Origin of the sequence: Puniceibacterium sediminis (assembly GCF_900188035.1) — a bacterium.
Lineage (GTDB): Bacteria > Pseudomonadota > Alphaproteobacteria > Rhodobacterales > Rhodobacteraceae > Puniceibacterium > Puniceibacterium sediminis.
In genome coordinates this window covers 147,834-164,956 of the sequence record NZ_FZNN01000005.1, presented here as the reverse complement: position 1 = coordinate 164,956, position 17,123 = coordinate 147,834, and the positions used below count along the sequence as shown (strand labels likewise).

General features: G+C 58.9%; 11 protein-coding genes. 2 read left to right on the top strand and 9 right to left on the bottom strand.

Features of this window, described 5'->3' with window-relative positions:
- Positions 1-5: 5 nt before the first annotated feature.
- From drmD to CHB75_RS07725, 4 genes are all read right to left on the bottom strand, one after another.
- Positions 6-3,239 carry a DISARM system SNF2-like helicase DrmD gene (drmD, locus tag CHB75_RS07740; protein ID WP_089269963.1) on the bottom strand — a complete coding sequence of 1,078 codons (3,234 nt, stop codon included), beginning with the start codon at positions 3,237-3,239 and terminating at the stop codon, positions 6-8.
- Positions 3,236-3,430: a type II toxin-antitoxin system Phd/YefM family antitoxin gene (locus CHB75_RS07735; protein ID WP_089269962.1), complete on the bottom strand. Its 195-nt coding sequence runs from the start codon at positions 3,428-3,430 to the stop codon at positions 3,236-3,238. Before CHB75_RS07735 ends, drmD begins: the two co-directional genes overlap by 4 nt.
- A 210-nt stretch (positions 3,431-3,640) precedes the next feature.
- Positions 3,641-3,841, bottom strand: a complete 201-nt coding sequence (locus tag CHB75_RS07730; protein ID WP_089269961.1) for a hypothetical protein — start codon at positions 3,839-3,841, stop codon at positions 3,641-3,643.
- A gap of 276 nt (positions 3,842-4,117) precedes the next feature.
- A complete protein-coding gene (locus CHB75_RS07725; RefSeq protein WP_089269960.1) occupies positions 4,118-5,290 on the bottom strand; it encodes a tyrosine-type recombinase/integrase in 1,173 nt (390 codons plus the stop codon).
- A 226-nt stretch (positions 5,291-5,516) separates the two neighbouring features.
- Between CHB75_RS07725 and CHB75_RS07720 the strand changes: the two genes are divergently transcribed.
- A complete protein-coding gene (locus tag CHB75_RS07720; RefSeq protein WP_089269959.1) occupies positions 5,517-6,956 on the top strand; it encodes a DUF6880 family protein in 1,440 nt (479 codons plus the stop codon).
- Between the two features lie 134 nt (positions 6,957-7,090).
- A complete protein-coding gene (locus CHB75_RS07715) occupies positions 7,091-9,544 on the top strand; it encodes a type IA DNA topoisomerase (RefSeq protein WP_089270028.1) in 2,454 nt (817 codons plus the stop codon).
- 125 nt (positions 9,545-9,669) lie between these two features.
- Here CHB75_RS07715 and CHB75_RS07710 read toward each other — a convergent pair whose 3' ends face one another.
- The 5 genes from CHB75_RS07710 to CHB75_RS07690 all read right to left on the bottom strand — a co-directional run bounded on the left by CHB75_RS07710 (position 9,670) and on the right by CHB75_RS07690 (position 17,102).
- A complete protein-coding gene (locus CHB75_RS07710; RefSeq protein ID WP_089269958.1) occupies positions 9,670-11,082 on the bottom strand; it encodes a hypothetical protein in 1,413 nt (470 codons plus the stop codon).
- An 874-nt stretch (positions 11,083-11,956) separates the two neighbouring features.
- On the bottom strand, positions 11,957-13,648 hold the full coding sequence (locus CHB75_RS07700) for a recombinase family protein (protein ID WP_089269956.1): 1,692 nt from the start codon (positions 13,646-13,648) through the stop codon (positions 11,957-11,959).
- Between the two features lie 3 nt (positions 13,649-13,651).
- The gene (locus CHB75_RS22345; RefSeq protein ID WP_281253187.1) at positions 13,652-13,786 is read right to left on the bottom strand and encodes a hypothetical protein; all 135 of its coding nucleotides are present in this window, start codon (positions 13,784-13,786) and stop codon (positions 13,652-13,654) included.
- 332 nt (positions 13,787-14,118) lie between these two features.
- Positions 14,119-16,242, bottom strand: coding sequence for an AAA family ATPase (locus tag CHB75_RS07695; RefSeq protein WP_089269955.1), 2,124 nt, complete (start codon positions 16,240-16,242; stop codon positions 14,119-14,121).
- A 32-nt stretch (positions 16,243-16,274) separates the two neighbouring features.
- Positions 16,275-17,102, bottom strand: a complete 828-nt coding sequence (locus CHB75_RS07690) for a hypothetical protein (RefSeq protein ID WP_089269954.1) — start codon at positions 17,100-17,102, stop codon at positions 16,275-16,277.
- Positions 17,103-17,123: the final 21 nt, after the last annotated feature.

Below are 17,123 nucleotides of genomic sequence, written 5' to 3'. Positions count from 1 at the left end.
CTATCTCACCCCGAAACCGGCCATAGGTACACGAGTCCGACCGGCTCCAGGCGATGGGCTCGGACCTCGTAGGACTCTCGCAGACGTTGTGGTTCGTCTTGAAGTTCTTGTTCGAGCCGCGACAGGCGGCTTTCCCAGTGCCGACGATCCGCCTCGCGTTCGCGTCGCTCATCCGGAACAAGATCAAGAGTAAGCTGGTTCGGATTGAAATCCGTTGCGGCTTTGGCGATCCTTTTACGCTGTTGATCTAGCAAACTTTCGAGTGACCGAGCTTCTTCTTCTCCACGCTTGACCAGCTGTGCCTTCACTGCGGACAGGCGTTCTGCTGCGATTTTCTCGAACGCAGGCGTCAAGTCGGCGATGTCCTTGGCGTAGAGCTCTTTGACCCTCGAGACGGCGGACGCGGGTGCGGAGCGTGCATCGCGCAGTGCATCCTCAAGTTGGTTTAGTGTCCTCTCTTCCCCGCTTTCTCCTAGTGCCTTCAGATGTCGGCGTTCTCGGTCCGACTCACTCCAGATTGACGTAATGGGAATGATCTCCTCATGCAGTCTTGCCGCCCCGGAACCATAAACCGCCAAGCGCCCCATGAGGACAACCCTTGGCTGAGCTCCGGGCCCTTCGATAACTGACAGTCGGGACAGATTTGACTGGAACCCCTGGCTAAGAAACCTCGATAGAAGTCGACGAACAAGTCTGTGTTCAAGATGGACCTGGACAACATTAGCGGCGTCTCTGCCATCAGTCAGAATTGGTGGCTCGAAGGCGATCGAGCGTATAGGGGCGTTCCGTCGCCAGTCTCCCAATCTCTCGCCCCGTTTTCGAGGCCTGACGCGCAGATCGTCGAAAGCGTCATCCCAACCTGCGTCTCGCGAAAACGCTGGATCGCTGGGGTCGAGGTGGTATGTCTCTGTCCTGCCGACAGTCACTCCTCGCGCTTGTTCAAGCGACAGTCCTGCGCGCGACAGTGCTGCCGAGGCGACCCTTTTCAAGTCGTCTGCATTGACGCCGACTCGCTCTCGGGATCGCTCAAGAACTTTTCTTAGATCGTCTTGTTCTTTCAGAAGGCGATCATGTCGCGCTCGTTCTTCGTCATCCATCTCTGAACGCGCCCGATGAAGCCTATCTGCATCGTTTTCATCAGTTATTGCACGCGCGAGCGAGGCTCCCTCACCTTTCCCGATGCCACCTTCTGCCAATCGCTTCGCAATTTTGTCTTCGATCACCTTTCCAACTGAACCCAGTTCTTCGCGTATGGTCTCAGTTTTCCAAACCAGCGCATCAAGAACGATGTCAGTCTCACGTTGAGCGTATCGAAAGTAACGGCAAAAAACTGTCTTGGCTGGCTGCAATTTCCGATCAATTCGGCCATTTCGTTGCTCGAGCCTCGATGGATTCCAAGGCAAGTCAAAGTGCAACAGATCAGAGCAATGGGATTGAAGATTGATGCCTTCTCGTGCTGCGTCCGTGCAAATAAGAATTCGCAGCGGCTCAGTGCCTGGATCAGCATTGAACGCTCGTTTCACGTCTTCCCTGCGATCAGAACCCGTTGCACCTGTGAACACACCGATCCGTTCATCGGCGAGGTCGGTGGCCGAAAGTGCCTCACGCAAACGTCGCTCTAGCCAACGTCTAGTATCCTCCCATTCTGTAAAGATAATTAGACGTCGCCTGTTCCAAGCCTCCCCGTCCAACATGTTTTCGCGGATCCAACCTACCAGCCACTCCACACGAGCGTCTGGCCGCGACAGTTGCTTTTCTGCTAGTGTGAGCATCTCATCGACGGCGGTGAGCTCAAATATCAGCTCCTGACGAGACGCATCGACAACTCCCGCGGACGAGGCCGCGCTTGCGCTTGCTTCTGCATCCTCATCGAACGCCTGCTCTGCGCTCTCGTCTTCGAGACCCAACTCAGCGCTTTCTTCTGCTGAGGGGGAATTAACAAAACTGGCGGCTGAGTTCTCAATCCGAGCAACTTCAGTGCCGTCTAACACCTTTTGAAGGGTCACCCGATGAGCTTTTAGCGTGCGATGGAACGCGGCAACTGAAGATAATAGCCGCTGCTGAAGCCCAACGAATGTCAGTTTGGCGATTGCGGCCTTGCCGCTCGGCAATTTGGCAATCCGCGCCATTCGAAGCTCACCATAAGCGCCGAGTTGGCGGGCCAGTTCCAGCTCAGGTGTGCTTTCCGGCAAGCCGTCGAGAATTATCGGCTCGACAACGCGTTCGGGGAATGCCTCTCCAAGACGGCGCAGATCGGATTTCAAACGGCGAACCATCACTGGTTCCAAGTCTTTAGGACGAACTTCAACACCCCGCGTGAAGCGTTGAGGGTCAAGCATTTCGAGCAAAGCTGAAAAGCTGTTGGAGTGACCGTTGTGCGGAGTGGCCGTTAGGAACAGTCGGTGCTCAAAGCGTTCCCCGAGTTCCCTGACCGCCTTTGTCAGCTGGCTGGACACAGCGTAGCGGGTTCCAGCGGATGGGGCGGCATGGTGTGCTTCATCCAGGATCAGAAGCGCCCGAGCACGAAACTCACCAAGGACGTCTCGCAAACCAGCTGCGTAGGTTTCGTCGGTCAACAATCGATGCGAAATGATGAACCTGGAACCTGTTGTCCATGGATTGACCGAAAAACCTCTGGTGCGCCTCAGGTCACCGACTCGTTCACGGTCAATTATTTCGAACGAAAGACCGAACTTTGCCTCCAGTTCGTCCTTCCATTGAATGGTCATCGCAGGAGGCGCGGCGATGACTATGAAATCAATCCGCCGACGAAGTAAGAGTTCTCTGGCAATCAGCCCGGCTTCGATTGTCTTCCCGAGGCCGACGTCATCTGCGATGAGGAGATTGACGCGCGGTAGACGAAGCGCTTTTCTGAGCGGTAGCAATTGGTATGCATCGAGCCTGATCCCAGCCCGGAAGGGCGACTGAAGGAGGTCTCGATCTGCTGCAGTCGCCGACTTCCAGCGGATTGCCCGAATATGTGCGGCCAAGACTTCGGGGCTGTCTGGTTGACCATGCCCGACGGTAGCCCAGCGGTCATCGTCTAGAAGCTTCCCATTGATTTCGGCGTCCCAAAGAACTTCAAGCTGTTCGCCTTGTGCGTCATCAGCAATGCAGGAGAGACCCAATGTCGAAAGGTCGCTAGCCTCACCCAACAAGGCTTCGACAAGCCACTGCTTGCCTCGTACCTCGACGAAGTCACCTTGCTTAATGCCATTGCTGGGAAAGTTATTCTTCATATTCCGCTTTCTCCAATCATGCCGTCGGGTTTGGCGTTTTCTTGGAGAGCCGTGAGGCGATTGTACTCCTCGATAGCGATTACAACTACGACCGTCCGACCGTACTTCTTAATTGCTACCGGTTCAGCTCGAGCGGTATCAATCAGTCTACCGAAGCTGTTCTTTGCGTCCCGCGCCGCCATATGTTGCATAGCTCGCCTCCTGTTGAGGTGGAGCTATTGTAGCCACCATTGGCCTGGCTTGATAGAGAGAAACGGGTTGCGAGTACGCCACTCGCAACCCGAACATGATTGCTCGAAAAATGTGGCTGGGGCCTCTCGATGGCTGGCCTCCCTATAGGTCGGACTGGCCGGATAGGCGCGAAGTCGAGCCCAGTGGGCTTCGACTCCTAGTCGCCTGGCTCAGCCCTCGACGGTTTGCGCTTCTGTGTAGCTTTGAAACTCGCGTTCAAATGCCTCGATGTCGGACGGCATGTAGTTCACCCGTTCGCCCAGCTTGAGGTGTCGCGGACCTTTCTGGGCCCAACGCCAGCGTTCAAGTGTTCGGTGGTTGATCTTCCAACGGGCCGCCAGTTCGATCTGACTCAGACATACTTCGCTCATTTTCGTCTCCTTTTGCGCAACAGAACGAAGGCGCGAGAAGAGAACCTATTCAAGTCGGTATGTTGAGTGCTGAGAGGCTATGTCTCAAACAGGCGAGGCAAGCGCAAAATGGCGCATGCGGTCGAAACCAAGTCGGATCCTTCGGCATTGCACCGGGGCGCATCGGCATGGGGCCGGACACTTTTCTCAAGATTGCAGGGATTTTTGTGGCATCTCGACTCGATCCCAACTGCCAAAATAACCGAATTGAAGTGTGAGTCATTTCCTCCTGCAAGTTTAGCCGAGCGCCTCGCGCAGCGATGTCGCGACGGCGTCTGCTGCGCTTTTGACGGGGTCTGCTGCAAGGTGAGCATAGCGCGCGGTTGTCTGCACCTGTGTGTGGCCCAGCAGCTTGCCGATCATCGGTAGGCCTTGACCTGAGGCTACTGCCGTAGATGCAAACGTGTGGCGCAAGTCGTGGATCCGGACATCCTTGACTCCGGCGCGGGCTCGGACGCGCTGCCAGAACGGCTGCAGGTCGCTTAGAGATTTACCTGGCAGGGTGCCGAGAATGACCCAAGGGTTGCCATCAATGCGCTGGGCGTCGTGCAGGTATTCGACGGCCGGCGCGCCGAGATGGACGATTTTCTTGCCGGTTTTGGAATCCGGCAGGCGCAGGGCGCGCTCGTGGAAGTCGATGTAGTCCCATTTCAGCGTCATGATTTCGCCGAGGCGGCACCCAGTCAGGATCAGGAGCCGCGCCGCCAGAACTGCGGATGGCAACTCGACGCGCTCGCTTTCCATTTCTCGCAGAACTTCGCCAATCCGGCGAAGTTCTGCGGTGCTGAGAAACCGCTCACGCTTCTCTTCTGGATACTTCCGGTCTTCTGGATACTTCCGGATGTGCTTGCGCGGGTTGGAACCGTCGGGTCGCAGCCCCCACATCTCCGCCAGCACGAACATCTTGGACACCACCTCGAGGCAGCGGTTTGCTTGATAGGGAATGTGTCGAAGATCGTGATGGAACTTCGCCACGTCGGCGCGGGTAATTTCTGGCACGGCCAATCGGCCGAGTGCAGGCAAGATGAAGCGCCTGAGGTTACCGCGATATTCCTTCGCAGTGCTCGCCTTAAGGCGCACCGCGATGTGTTCCTTGTCGAAGCGCTCCGCCAGATCGCTGACGGTGGCGGCATTGCGTTTGGCAGCCCGATCAGCTGCAGGATCCTCGCCATTCTTGACGGCGGCGATGATTGTGATCGCCCTGGTGCGCGCCTGATCACAGGTCAGCACCGTGCTCGGCCCAAGGCTCATGCGTCGCGGTCGTCGTCCTGCGCGATACTGCACCACGAAGCTTTTGCGCCCGCTCGGCATCACGCGCAGCCCGAAACCAGGGATGCTCTCGTCCCAGATGAAGAACTCCGTCGCCTGCGGCTCAATAGCATCGACAGTGCGTTTGGTCAGCTTTGGCATGAGAGGTCCTGCGCAATGATGATGGCTGGCCCTTACTGTGGTCATCATTTGCGTCCAGTCAACGAACACATTGAAATTGCGTAATAAAAGGAAAAGCTGCGTAGCCGTTCCAGCGGCAAAACAGTATTCTGTCGGAATTCAAACCGGTATTGGCCCCGAATCAGCGTTGGCGTTTCGTTCGTCGCATACCGCTGTTAGTGTGGTTATAAATTGATACGGGTTTCCAATGGCATCGAAGACCACCCTGAATGCAAAGAACCTCGAGACGCTGGGCGCCGCGCGTCTGGCTGAACTGGTGATCGAAATCAGTACCGGCTCTGCCGTGGCCAAGAGGCGATTGCGCCTAGAACTGGCGGGAGCGCAAAGCCCGAAAGAGGCGGCGCGCGAGGTGGCCAGGCGTCTGACCAGCATTGCGCGGGCGCGCAGCTTTGTGAACTGGAAGAACCGCAAGCCCCTCGTTACCGATCTGGAGAGCCAACTTCGCGCAATCAAGGAACAGATCGCCCGTGACGACCCGGCCGAGGGGTTGGCGCTGCTGTGGCGATTCATGCAGGTCGCAACACCGCTGTTCGAGCGGTGCGATGACAGCAGTGGTATCGTCATCGAGGTGTTTCACGACGCCTGCGTGTTGCTGGGCGAGATCGCGCTTGCCGCCGGTACGCCGCCGGAAGCACTGGCTGACACGGCAATTGATGCCCTGCGCGACAACGGCTACGGCCAGTACGACGGATTGATCGCCATCCTGACACCCGCGCTTGGCGAAGTTGGGCTGGCGCATCTCAAGCAGCGGATTGAGACGATGGCAGCGACGCCGGTTCCCGTGCCACCGAAAGGTGAGTGGGAGGCGGTGGGGTATGGCGGCGGCGGTGCGACTTATGCACATCAGATGGAAGAGCGCTCCCGGCAAAGCATGGTGGGGATGGCGCTGAAGGACATTGCCGATGCGATGGGCGATGTGGATGCCTTCATCGCCCAATACGATCCAAAAACGCGGAAGGTACCAAAGATTGCGGCCGAAATAGCGGCGCGCCTACTGGCCGCTGGCAGGGCAGAGGATGCGCTTGGCTTCATCGAACGGGCCGAGGTGGATAACGACCGCTGGGTGCCCCGTGAGTTGCAGGACACTCGACTTGAGGTGCTTGAGGCGCTTGATCGCAAGGACGAGGCGCAGGCTTTCCGTTGGAGCTGTTTCGAGAGCACTCTAAATTCTGAATACCTGCGCGATTTCCTAAAGCGGCTTCCCGATTTCGAGGACATCGAGGCCGAGGAACGGGCGATGGACCACGCCGCCGCCCACTCGCGCGTGACGCCGGCCTTGGGCTTCTTCCTGGACTGGCCATCGCCAGACCGCGCAGCCCGTTTGCTGATTGACCGCCATGCCGAAATCAACGGTGACCACTATGAATTTCTCGTGCCCGCAGCTGAGGCTACCTCGGAGCGCCACCCACTTGCCGCCACGCTGGCTTTGAGAGCCATGATCGACTTCACACTTTTGAAGGCCAGATCAAAGCGCTACGGCTATGCCGCCCAGCACTTGGCCGAATGCGCGGCGTTGGCCGACAGGATCGAGGATTTCGACGAACTCGAAACACACGTCGCCTATCTTGCCCGGTTGAAGAGTGAGCATGGTCGGAAATATGGGTTCTGGTCTCTGACCGAGGCCTGACGGCAATGCTCACGGATTATCACGCTGCGGTTCTGCACTAGCATTGCTGAGCCTCATAAGAGTTAATTTTTGAATGACATTTGTTCACTTTACGTTCTATCTTGGCGGAATTCTGGATTCCGAACGAGAGCGTTATGGCCGATCAGATTGTCATCACCGAGAAAACCAGCCAGGCGAAAGACGTCCGCGCCGCCATTGGGTCTCGCTACGGCATGGTTCTGCCCGCCGAGGGACACTTGTTTGACTTGCTCGAACCAGAGGATGTGGTGCCGGAATGGAAGCGTTGGTCCCCGGTTCTGCTGCGCCCCGACGAACTTTACGGCACAAGACCGGCAAAAGGTGGAAACAAGGCGGCCAAGCTCAAAGCCATTCGTGAGGCGCTGCGCTCGGCCAAGCGGGTATGGCTTGCTACCGATTGCGACCGGGAGGGGCAGCTCATCGGCCAGGAAATTCTCGAACATTACAAGTATCGGGGCCATGTCATGCGGGTGCTGTTTACCGCTCAGGACGCCCAGACCATACGTCAGTCATTCGATCGGGCCAAACCCAATTCAGAATACGCCCGGCTTTACGCCGCCGCTGTTGCGCGCCGCCAGGCCGATCAGATCTACAATCTGTCACTGACCCGCACCGCGACTGTCATCCTTGGCAAGGGCGCGCGTGGCGTCATCGGTGTCGGGCGTGTGAAAACCCCGACCCTGGCGATCGTCTGCAAACGCGAACTGGAAATCCGCGATTTCGTTCCCACGACCTATTTCGAGATCGTCGCCACAGCCTTGGTCGAGGGTGGTGAGTTCAAGATGCGACATGCCCCACGGGATCGAATTCTGAAACGTGAGGTTGCCGAGACCGTGGTCGCGGCCGCCCGAAACTTTGAGGGACCTCTCGACGTGCGCGTCGAGGACAAGCGTCAGCAACCGCCGAAACTGCACGATCTGCCGTCACTCCAGAAACTCTGCGCCTCGGGCTTCGGCTGGACCGCGGCAAAGACCCTGGAGATCGCTCAGGAGCTCTATGATGGTCAGGGCAAGAAGATCATCACCTATCCGCGTGCCGAAGTGCGTTACCTTCCGGAAAACCTGATCAGGGACGTGCCGCAGATTGTCGCCGGACTGCAGGCGGGAAAATCGTTCAGCACGATCCCCGTGCCCGCTGTGCCGGTCATTCGAAAGGGCAAGAGTAGCAGTTTTTATGACAAGGGGTTGGAGGGGGCCAGCCACCACGCAGTCATCCCAAACGTCAACACCATCGAGGGCTTGCGGGACGCCTGGCCGCGCCTTTCGACAGACGAGAAAAAACTGTTTGATGTGATCGCGCGGGCGTATCTGGCCTCCGTCATGCCGGACTTCCGCTATCGCCAGACTACCGCGACGCTCGACGTGGGCGGCTCTCCATTCAAGGCCACTGGCCGCCAACACATCGATCTCGGTTGGCGGGCGGCGTTTCCGGAATGGCAACCTGCCGACGAAAAGGGTGACGATGCACAGTTGCTTCCGCAAATGCGAAACGGCGAGACCGCGCAGTTGCGGAACCCGGCCATTGAGGACAAGGAAACCCGGCCTCCGCCGCGCTACAACGAAGGCACTTTGATCGATGCGATGCAGCAGGCTTGGCGTTTTGTCGATGATGAGGTGCTGCGTGACAGGCTGAAGGAAGCCAAGGGCATCGGCACCCCTGCGACGCGCGCTGAGATCATCGGCGGGTTGAAGCGGCAGAAGTTTCTGATCGTGCAGGGCAAGAACATTGTACCGACCGACACCGGATTGAATTTGTTTGGTGTGCTCCAGCAGGCTGATCCGGCCCTGGTCGACCCGGGCGTGACGGCACAACTCGAATGCCTGCTCGACGACGTCGTCGTTGGCAAACAGGAGATGGTTGGCGCCATCGATGCCGTTTGCGATGTCGCCCAGCGTATCATCGGCAAGCTCGTCGAAGGTCCGCCGGGCGGTGTGTCGCCTTTGGTCGGTTTTGCACCGGATGGCGGGGGCGGCGGACGGCCACCAACAGCCGCGATGAAGCGTTTCGCCGACAGCATCGCCCGTCAGAAGGGCATAAAGCCTCCGGCTGGCTACACAAAATCGGGATCGGTCTGCCGGGCATTCCTCGAAAAGCACGCCCCCAAGAAAGCCGAGGGCGTTGACGGGAATACTGTTGGCGGTCTTGCAGCACGCCCCCCAAGTCAGGCGCAATTGTCATTTTCCGAGAGCATATCGCGGGAAAAAGGTGTTGCGATAAGTGACGAAGCTAAGGCAAACGCTGCCGCCATGTCCGTATGGATTGAAACTAACCAGGGCGGAAAGCCCAGAAACGGCCGCCGCAAGACAGTTACGAAGAGTTCCGATCCGAAAGCAACAAAATCCACCACGTCGACGAAGCGGTCTCAAAAGCCCTCAGCAACTGCGACTTTGGTGAATTCGAGGCATCCGCCGGTTACAAAGCAGAATAGTACCCCTGCAAACACGCCACTGCGAATTCCCTATGGAAACAAGGAAGTCGCGCAAGAACTCGGCGCCAGATACGCTGCAGGCGGATGGTATGCGCCGCCCGGTGTGGATCTGACCGAGTTCAAATCGAAAGGATGGCTGTGAGGGGTGTCTTGGCGATCTTCGACGACCTTGAGGGCGGGATCAGCCGTTTGCGGTTCAGGCCACTAACGATTTCTGGGCGCAGTGAAAATCGCTTGGAGAAAGCACCGTCAAGATACGGTTCGGCACTATGGTTTTTTCCAAAACTTCATCGCTGGGCCTTCAAAATCCGCGAGCGCTTGAGCGACATTCACGCCGCCTAGGATTTCGGTACTTGAGGCCAGAGGGTGGAAGCGAGGGGCTGTTGTTGTCCAGTTGCCTTCAGCGGCGCAATGGTGATGCGCGGCACCGGGTATAAGGCGTTCCTCGAGCGGAATGATGGCGCGCGGGTTGTGATAGACGTTAAGCCCCTCCACCCAGCTCTCATGGTACCCTTTGGCGTTCACGATCGCCTTGAAGATCAGCGGGCTCGTCGCTTCGGGGTCGGGGTCCACAACGGTGCCGGTACGCGTCATCAAAACGTCGCCCGCGTCGAACCCAGCCAGAATCCCCATTCGATTGAATTTTGAAATCGTGCCCGCAGTGGTAGAGATAACGGCGCTGACATGTTCCGCGTCCGGAATGTCAAAGAAGCCCGAGGGCACCACCTTGTCCCCCCAACGGTGCTCAATGATCTTGGTGGGCTTTGCTACGGCTCTTCCTCGCTCATCGCGCGCCGCATCAAAGGAGTACCCATAGAGATATCGTTCGAGCGCGGATCGGGTATGGATCATGGAGCCGGGCGATGAGAAATCCGCGATCGCGAACACCAGCGGCACACCCTCGATCTGCTCCTTCTCCCAGTATTTCTTCCTCAGCTTGCTGAACAACGGGCTGCCGAACTTAATCGGCATGTAGTTCCACAGATACGCCTCCATCTGTTCCTCGGTCTCAAAGGGCGGCGGCGGAACGATTTCAGCGCCTCGCCGGGTCGGTCCAACCGTCACCGCTTCGATGGAGATGGGCCCGAACAAGCTCTTGCCGATGAAGTCGGGCACTGCATGCGTCGCGTCCAGGGAGAACCCGAGTTCGATGAGCGTTGCGAAAAGGTAAAGTTCCCAAATCCGCTGGTCGAAAGCGGTAGACTGGAACTGCTCCACGAAGTTTCCATCGAGATCCTCGTGCCACCGCATCATGGGTTCGATTATGCCCCGGGCAGGAAAGAACCCAATTTCGGACGCGACCTGCCGGAAGTCCGGGTGCAAGACTTCCGGTGGGTGCACAGGAGTGAAGAAATCAACTGGCTGACCCTTTTCATCACCTTGGTGGTGAAACTCGTCCGGCTCATCGGACAAGTTGGTCATCAGTTCCGCCAATGCGTCGCGCGCCAGTTCCGGGCTCTCGAGGAAATCGGTCATAGAAGTCCAGCGGAACCGCAATTTCGCGTCCCGGCCAAAGGCCATTCCTGCGAAGTCACCGTCTATCCGGTCCCTGATGATCAGGCCGAGAATGCTCCCATCCTCAACCTCGTAGTAAGCTAGTTCCTCACCAGTCAACGCTGCCCTCGGGTCTCGCGCGTAGCCGGCAATTGCGTTGAAACGGGGTTCGGAGATTTCCTTCAATTCAAATCCTTTAGCGCTGTTATTGGAGCTCCTGCACCGTGTCAGATTGAACGCGGGATGCCAAGGCGATGCGGTTCTGATCTTCACTTGTCAAAAGGCTTCTTCAGCTGGGGCGTCCCTCGCTTGGGTGGGCTCCAACCACACCAGAATATTTGCAAGCTGTAGCGTATGTCGGCAGTGATTAGCCGCACTGCAGCATCCCGGTCGTTCACCAAGGTCGGCTTTGGCCGGGCCTTCTGATCGCATTCAAGGGCTTCGCCGCAGCTGTGCAGGTCCGTTCTTCGTCCCAAAATGTTTCGCCCGCAACCTGGGCGCAACCAGTCAATTGTCGCAAGGTCACACCAAGATGGACAATCTTGCGAGATATCTCGGCGCCAAACTGGAAGATGCCCTCGCGATCGCGGAAATCATGGAAATCTGACCAAAAGGGCCGTCCCAACGAGGGCGGTGCTGCTCGACGGCCCCGCGTTTCATGCTGCACGGCTCATGAATGTCGTCTTTGGGCTTTAGCGTGCCGATCCTGCGATTGTAAGGAAGGTCCGGTCAAGGCCGACGTTGATCTCAGTGGTACGCTTCTGACGCGGAATGACGAAGTCTAGAACAAGGTCGGTTTAGCTTTTATGCAACGTATCGCTGGGCAGTGATCGAACGACCGTAACCTGCCTCCCGGTGAGGCAAATGGGCGAGGATTGCCCTGCTACCGGAACATCACCTTCGCCGGTGTGGAAGCATAGTGGAAGCAAGAGGGAGAGGTTTGTAGCGGTTTCTTGCGAAAACCCGCGTAGTGACGATCCGAGACCTGGGGCCGCAACCCACGGAAAACGCGAAGGATAGCGCGGTTTTGAGGGGTTGTTCATGGTTCGTTCGCCATGACTCATAACCTGAAGGTCGTAGGTTCAAATCCTACTCCCGCAACCATTGAATACGACACCCCGCCCGTAATACGGCGGGGTTCGTCGTTTCCGCCACCCGCCAGACCCAGAATGGCCCCCAACTCCCCATAGAGTTCAATGACATGGCCGTGCTCCGCGGCGTCATCCGGAACCATCCGTACCTCCGAAACCAGCCCCCGCAAAGCTTCCGTCGCTTCCGGACGGGCGAGCTCGTCGTTCAAGGATGCGGTGAGGTCTGAGACCTTCTGGCGGTAGACCTGCGCCAGAGACGGGTGCAGATGAATGGGGGCCGCGGCATCTCCCAGATTCGCAAGTTTGGTCGTCAGGTCCCCCTTGTGCGCTTCCAGCGCGTCCATCTTCTCCTTCATCGACATGTGGAACATCCCCTCGGAAATGGCATCGACGATCTTGTCGATCTTCTGGGTGACGGTCTTGAGTTCGGCCTCGCAGGTGGCGCGCTCCGAGACTTCGGTAGACCGCAGCCGGTTCCACTCCCGCTGATACTCGACGATAAAAGCTTCGATCATCTCCGGATGCAGAAGCTTGTCCTTCAGCCCATCCAGGATCCGCGTCTCGACGCGCTCGCGGTGGATCAGCTTGCGATTGTCGCAAGTGCCCTTGTTGCGCGCGGCGGAGCAGCCGTACTTGGTCTTGTTCATCAGCGTGTAGGATGCGCCGCAACATCCGCACTTCAGCATTCCGGAAAACAGGTATGTGGGCCGACGCGCCGTTCCCAGGGGATTGCCGCCATGCGCGACGCTGCCCGCCGTATCGTCCATATCGGCACGGATCGCGCCTTGCCGCCGCTTGACGCTCTCCCAGAGGTCGTTGTCGATCAGACGCAAGTCCCCGACCTGCTCGATAATCCATTCTTCAGGCGGGTTCGGGCGGGCCTGGCGTTTGCCTGTCGCGGGGTCCTTGACGAACCGCTGGCGGTTCCAGACGCGGCGACCGACGTAAAGTTCATTGTTCAGGATGCCCGTGCCGCGCTTCCAGTTGCCGGAAATCGTCGAGAACGACCATTCTCCCGATCCCTTGCCCGAGCGCGGAGACGGAATGCCAGCAGCGTTCAGTTCGACCGCAATCGCGCGGGCACTCTTGCCAAGGCTGTAGCTCTTAAAGATCCGCTGCACCACGGCCTTCTCTCTTGCATCGATGGCCAGATCGCCCGTGGTCCACGTTCCGTCGGGCAGGGGCTGGCGGTCGATCCTGTAGCCGTAGCTGCGCCCACCTGCCGACTTGCCGTTGTGTACACGCCCTTCGAGGCCGCGGCGAGTTTTAGCCGCCAGTTGCTTGAGAAACAGGGCGTTCATCGTCCCGCCGAGGCCGATATGCATCTCGTTGATCAGACCCTCGGACTTGGTCACGATCTCAGCGCCGAGATAAGTCATGCGCTTGTGGAGCCCCGCGATATGCTCCTGGTCACGCGACAGCCGGTCCAGGGCTTCTGCGACGAGCACATCGTACCCACCGGCCGTTGCCATCATCTGCATCCGCTGAAATGCCGGGCGCAGATGCGACGCCCCGCTCATGGCCTCGTCGGTGAATACCTCGACAACCGTCCAGCCGTTGCTGTCGCACAGACGGCGGCAGAGCCGCACCTGATCCGTGATCGAGGATGCGGACTGCATGTCCGACGAATAGCGGGCATAGATCACCGCGCGCTTGGCCATCAGTCAGGTCTCCTTTGCCAGCGCCTCGCGGGCGGCGGCACGCGCGAGGATGTGGACAATGCGAAAAAGGTGATCATTCGGGTGATTGATCCTCCTGCCGTCGGCGGGGCGAGGCAGCTTGAGCAGCGATACGGTCATGGGTGGTCCTCTTCTTCTTGTTTCTGATGAGGACCTATGAGCAACATTCTGATACTTCTGTGCCCGGCAGGTGCGTTTATGTGGATAACCTCCGATTCATTTGCCGGGAAGATATTCTGATCTGGAAGTGTCGCGGCCGCTGGCGCATCCGTCAATATCGTTTGACGCTGACGTCTGTGATCACCTTCAAGCTGACTTAAGCAGCGACAGCAACACCGACATGAGCACTGACCCCAGCGATGATGCCAGCGCCGACATCAGAGCCGAGGTCGGCACCGACGTCAGCGCTGAGGGCGGTGCTGATATCAGGATAGACACTTTCTGGGCGGCTATTAGCGTTCGGCACCATCGTCGAGAAGGCGCTGCAGATCTGCGGCTGTCAGTTCGCTCGACTGGTGCAAGGCATTCGCGATGCGGTGGACGAGAGGCTCGTGGTTCCGGATGATCCCGAGCGAAATGTCCTCTGCGTGGCGCAGGTCCGTGTTCAAAAGATCGGTGGAACCCGTGAACGTATCAGGGCCGCCTCGGGTGTCACGCGGAATGGAAATCAGCGTATCAGGGCGCATGCCCCAGCGGTATCGCATGCTGCACGCCAGCTCGGTTGCTTCAGCAAGGTCCTTGTCCGCGCCGCTCGAGCAGGTACCGAGAAGTGCGATCTCCGCGGCGCGGCCGCCCAGCAGGGTCGCCAGATTGTCTTGCGCGGTCTGCTCCGTCATTGTGTCCGGGATGAGGTATCCGTATGAACCGCCCGTGGCAGTCAGGCGTAGATGATGGGGCGGTGGCAGTCCGAGGCAATACCCGACCACAGCATGTCCGGCTTCGTGAAGTGCAATCCTTTGCAAGAGCACTGGCGGGCGCTGAGGCGCGATGCAATCGACAGCCAAAACCAGATGCTCGGGCTGCAGGTCGCCTTTTGCGCGTCGGGCCCTTGCCCGGGCGTCACGGACCACAGCGCTGACCTGGGCGCCTGACACGCCCAGAAGCCGGTTCGCGATGTCGGCCGCTCCGAGATCCGCGGCCCGCGCCCCCAGTTCGATCTCCAGGATGCGCAGGATGCCGGCACGATCGGGGTCGCCGAGATGAAGTTTGATGTCGAAACGTCCGGGTCGGAGGATCGCCGGATCGACGAGATGCAGGTTGTTTGTCGCCCCCAGTGTGATCACGCCAGGCGTGTCGTTGAGCCTGGAGAGATGTTCCAGCAGGCCATTGACGACGCCGACGACGTAATCCGAGTTCCGGCCGGGCTTGTCGCGGACAGCGAATGAATCCAGCTCGTCGACGAACAACACGCAAGGTGCAGATGTAATGGCCTCCGTGACCTTGTCCGCCAGGACCCTCAGGAAATCGCCTTGGTGACCCGCCCGCTGGCAATCGGCGTAACTGGTCACGAACAGCGGGATGCCCGCCGATCCTGCCAGGGCCACGGCAAGGCTTGTCTTTCCGTTGCCGGGCGGGCCGTACAGGCACGCGGACGAGGGCACTTCGGACCATGATACCTCTCTCGCCTGCCAAGCTTGAAGGTCCCCGAGAACTGCTTCGCAAAAAGCGGCGGCTGGGGGCGGCAGGTGGATTTTGTCCAGGGTCATGCTGTAGGTCTGACGCGTCGCGGCCTGCGCCGTTGCGAGATCGCGCAACCTGCTCAACACGCCTCTCGGGCTGATCTGATGGAACGCGCTGTGAAACAGTGACAGCGGCATCTTTGCCAGCGCCGTATCCGAGGGCATGAGGTCGAGAAGGGCCTCCTCTTTGATGTCGTCGGTCACGGCGTGGCTCTGGCGCAGGATGTCGCAGATCATGGCCCGAGACAGCGGCGGCAGCGTCATGGAGCGCGAGACGAGTGGGAGCATGTCTTTGGGCAGATCGCTGAGCACGGGCACGAGGGCGACGATGCTATTGCCTTTCTCGACCGCTGCCGCCAGGGCGTCTTCGAAATCTTTTGTCGCTCGGGCCCGGTCGGATTGTGTCGTACCTCGATATCCCAGGACAACGGTTTGCACGGATGACAAGGGTTGGCTGTCCAGCTGGGTGAGACGGCCGAGATGGACCAGGATGTTCGGGAGGTCGTCCCAAGCGCGTTGGCGTTCCTCGCGATCCGGAATTTCCAAGCAGGACAAGGCCTGTGGAGCACCAAGCGCTGTCAGTTGCGCGGATGTCGGGAAGCACGCTGCGAAGCGGGCGGCCAGGATCATTCTGGCGATGGGGATCTGCAATGCGCGCTTTGCGATGTTGCCTGTCTCGTCAGTCCGATAGATGCTTGGGCGCTGCAGGAACCTTGCGGCCTGTTCCGGCTCCATCTCGATAGATGCTGGTGCGCCGGCGGCAGCGTCGCTGGCGATGCCATCAGTCTCCTCCTCTCCTGAAGGAAAGGACGTGAACCCTTCATTGAAATGATCATGAACGCGCCGCAGCAGGTCGCGGGTGAGCCAATCGGAAAACGTGAGATGTGTGGTGTGCATGTGGTACCTCCGGAAACAACTCGGAAAAAAGGTCAGGCTTCTTGGGCCGGATTCCGTGCCTCGATATCGTCGAGCATGGACAGGATCCGCGCCTCGGCGGCGGGCGCGTAGATCTCCGAGACGGTATTGATCGCATCGCCATAGACCGCCTTGGGAACATACCACTCAGGATGTTCCCGCATCAGAAAGCCGTGACACCGCTCCTCTTCCGAGCGCGCAAGGTGTCCGGTTGGGAGCCGGATCGTCCGGATCACCTCCGTCTCGGCGGTCTTTGCGATCCCTAGTTGATGGCGCAGTCGCTTGGCAGGCCGGACGCTGTAGCCGAGCTTGATCACGGGATTATGCGGCAGATCGATGCGAAACAGGTAGATTGAGGAGGGGCGCGCCGTCCGGCTAGTACTGCATCCCGCGCAGGCACAGTCGCCCCAGACCATGTTGCCGATAGAAATGTCCTGGCCGTGCCCGCAGGTGTGGCGGTAACGTCGATACCCCCCTTTACCGTTCTGCGCCGGTCCGATCATGGTCCAGCCGAAACGATGGGATTGCGCGCCGTAGCGCAATTCCCTGCATGTCTCGCACCCGAGCAAATGGCCGCCATTCGCGGCAGCTTCGATTCGATGGTATTGCCGTCTGGTGGCATGACCGCACTGCAGGATGAAATATCCGTAGTGTCTGTCGTCCGGATCGTTGCGCAGGAACGAGGCGCCCATGCGCGTTGCTGCGGTGATACGGCGGATGCGAATGCAGTGCGGGCATTCCGGCCGATACTTCAGCACCACATTGACGCGCTTGGCATGTGGCAGGCCGCAGATGTGACACCGGATCAGGAGATGCAGGCGGTCAATCACACGCGCGATCACATCGAAACCCTTACCAAAGGC

Coding starts and splice junctions, on each gene's coding strand:
- drmD (WP_089269963.1), bottom strand. CDS start 3,239: ATGAAGAATAACTTTCCCAGCAATGGCATTAAGCAAGGTGACTTCGTC.
- CHB75_RS07720 (WP_089269959.1), top strand. CDS start 5,517: ATGGCATCGAAGACCACCCTGAATGCAAAGAACCTCGAGACGCTGGGC.
- CHB75_RS07735 (WP_089269962.1), bottom strand. CDS start 3,430: ATGCAACATATGGCGGCGCGGGACGCAAAGAACAGCTTCGGTAGACTG.
- CHB75_RS22345 (WP_281253187.1), bottom strand. CDS start 13,786: ATGACCGTATCGCTGCTCAAGCTGCCTCGCCCCGCCGACGGCAGGAGG.
- CHB75_RS07700 (WP_089269956.1), bottom strand. CDS start 13,648: ATGGCCAAGCGCGCGGTGATCTATGCCCGCTATTCGTCGGACATGCAG.
- CHB75_RS07725 (WP_089269960.1), bottom strand. CDS start 5,290: ATGCCAAAGCTGACCAAACGCACTGTCGATGCTATTGAGCCGCAGGCG.
- CHB75_RS07695 (WP_089269955.1), bottom strand. CDS start 16,242: ATGCACACCACACATCTCACGTTTTCCGATTGGCTCACCCGCGACCTG.
- CHB75_RS07715 (WP_089270028.1), top strand. CDS start 7,091: ATGGCCGATCAGATTGTCATCACCGAGAAAACCAGCCAGGCGAAAGAC.
- CHB75_RS07730 (WP_089269961.1), bottom strand. CDS start 3,841: ATGAGCGAAGTATGTCTGAGTCAGATCGAACTGGCGGCCCGTTGGAAG.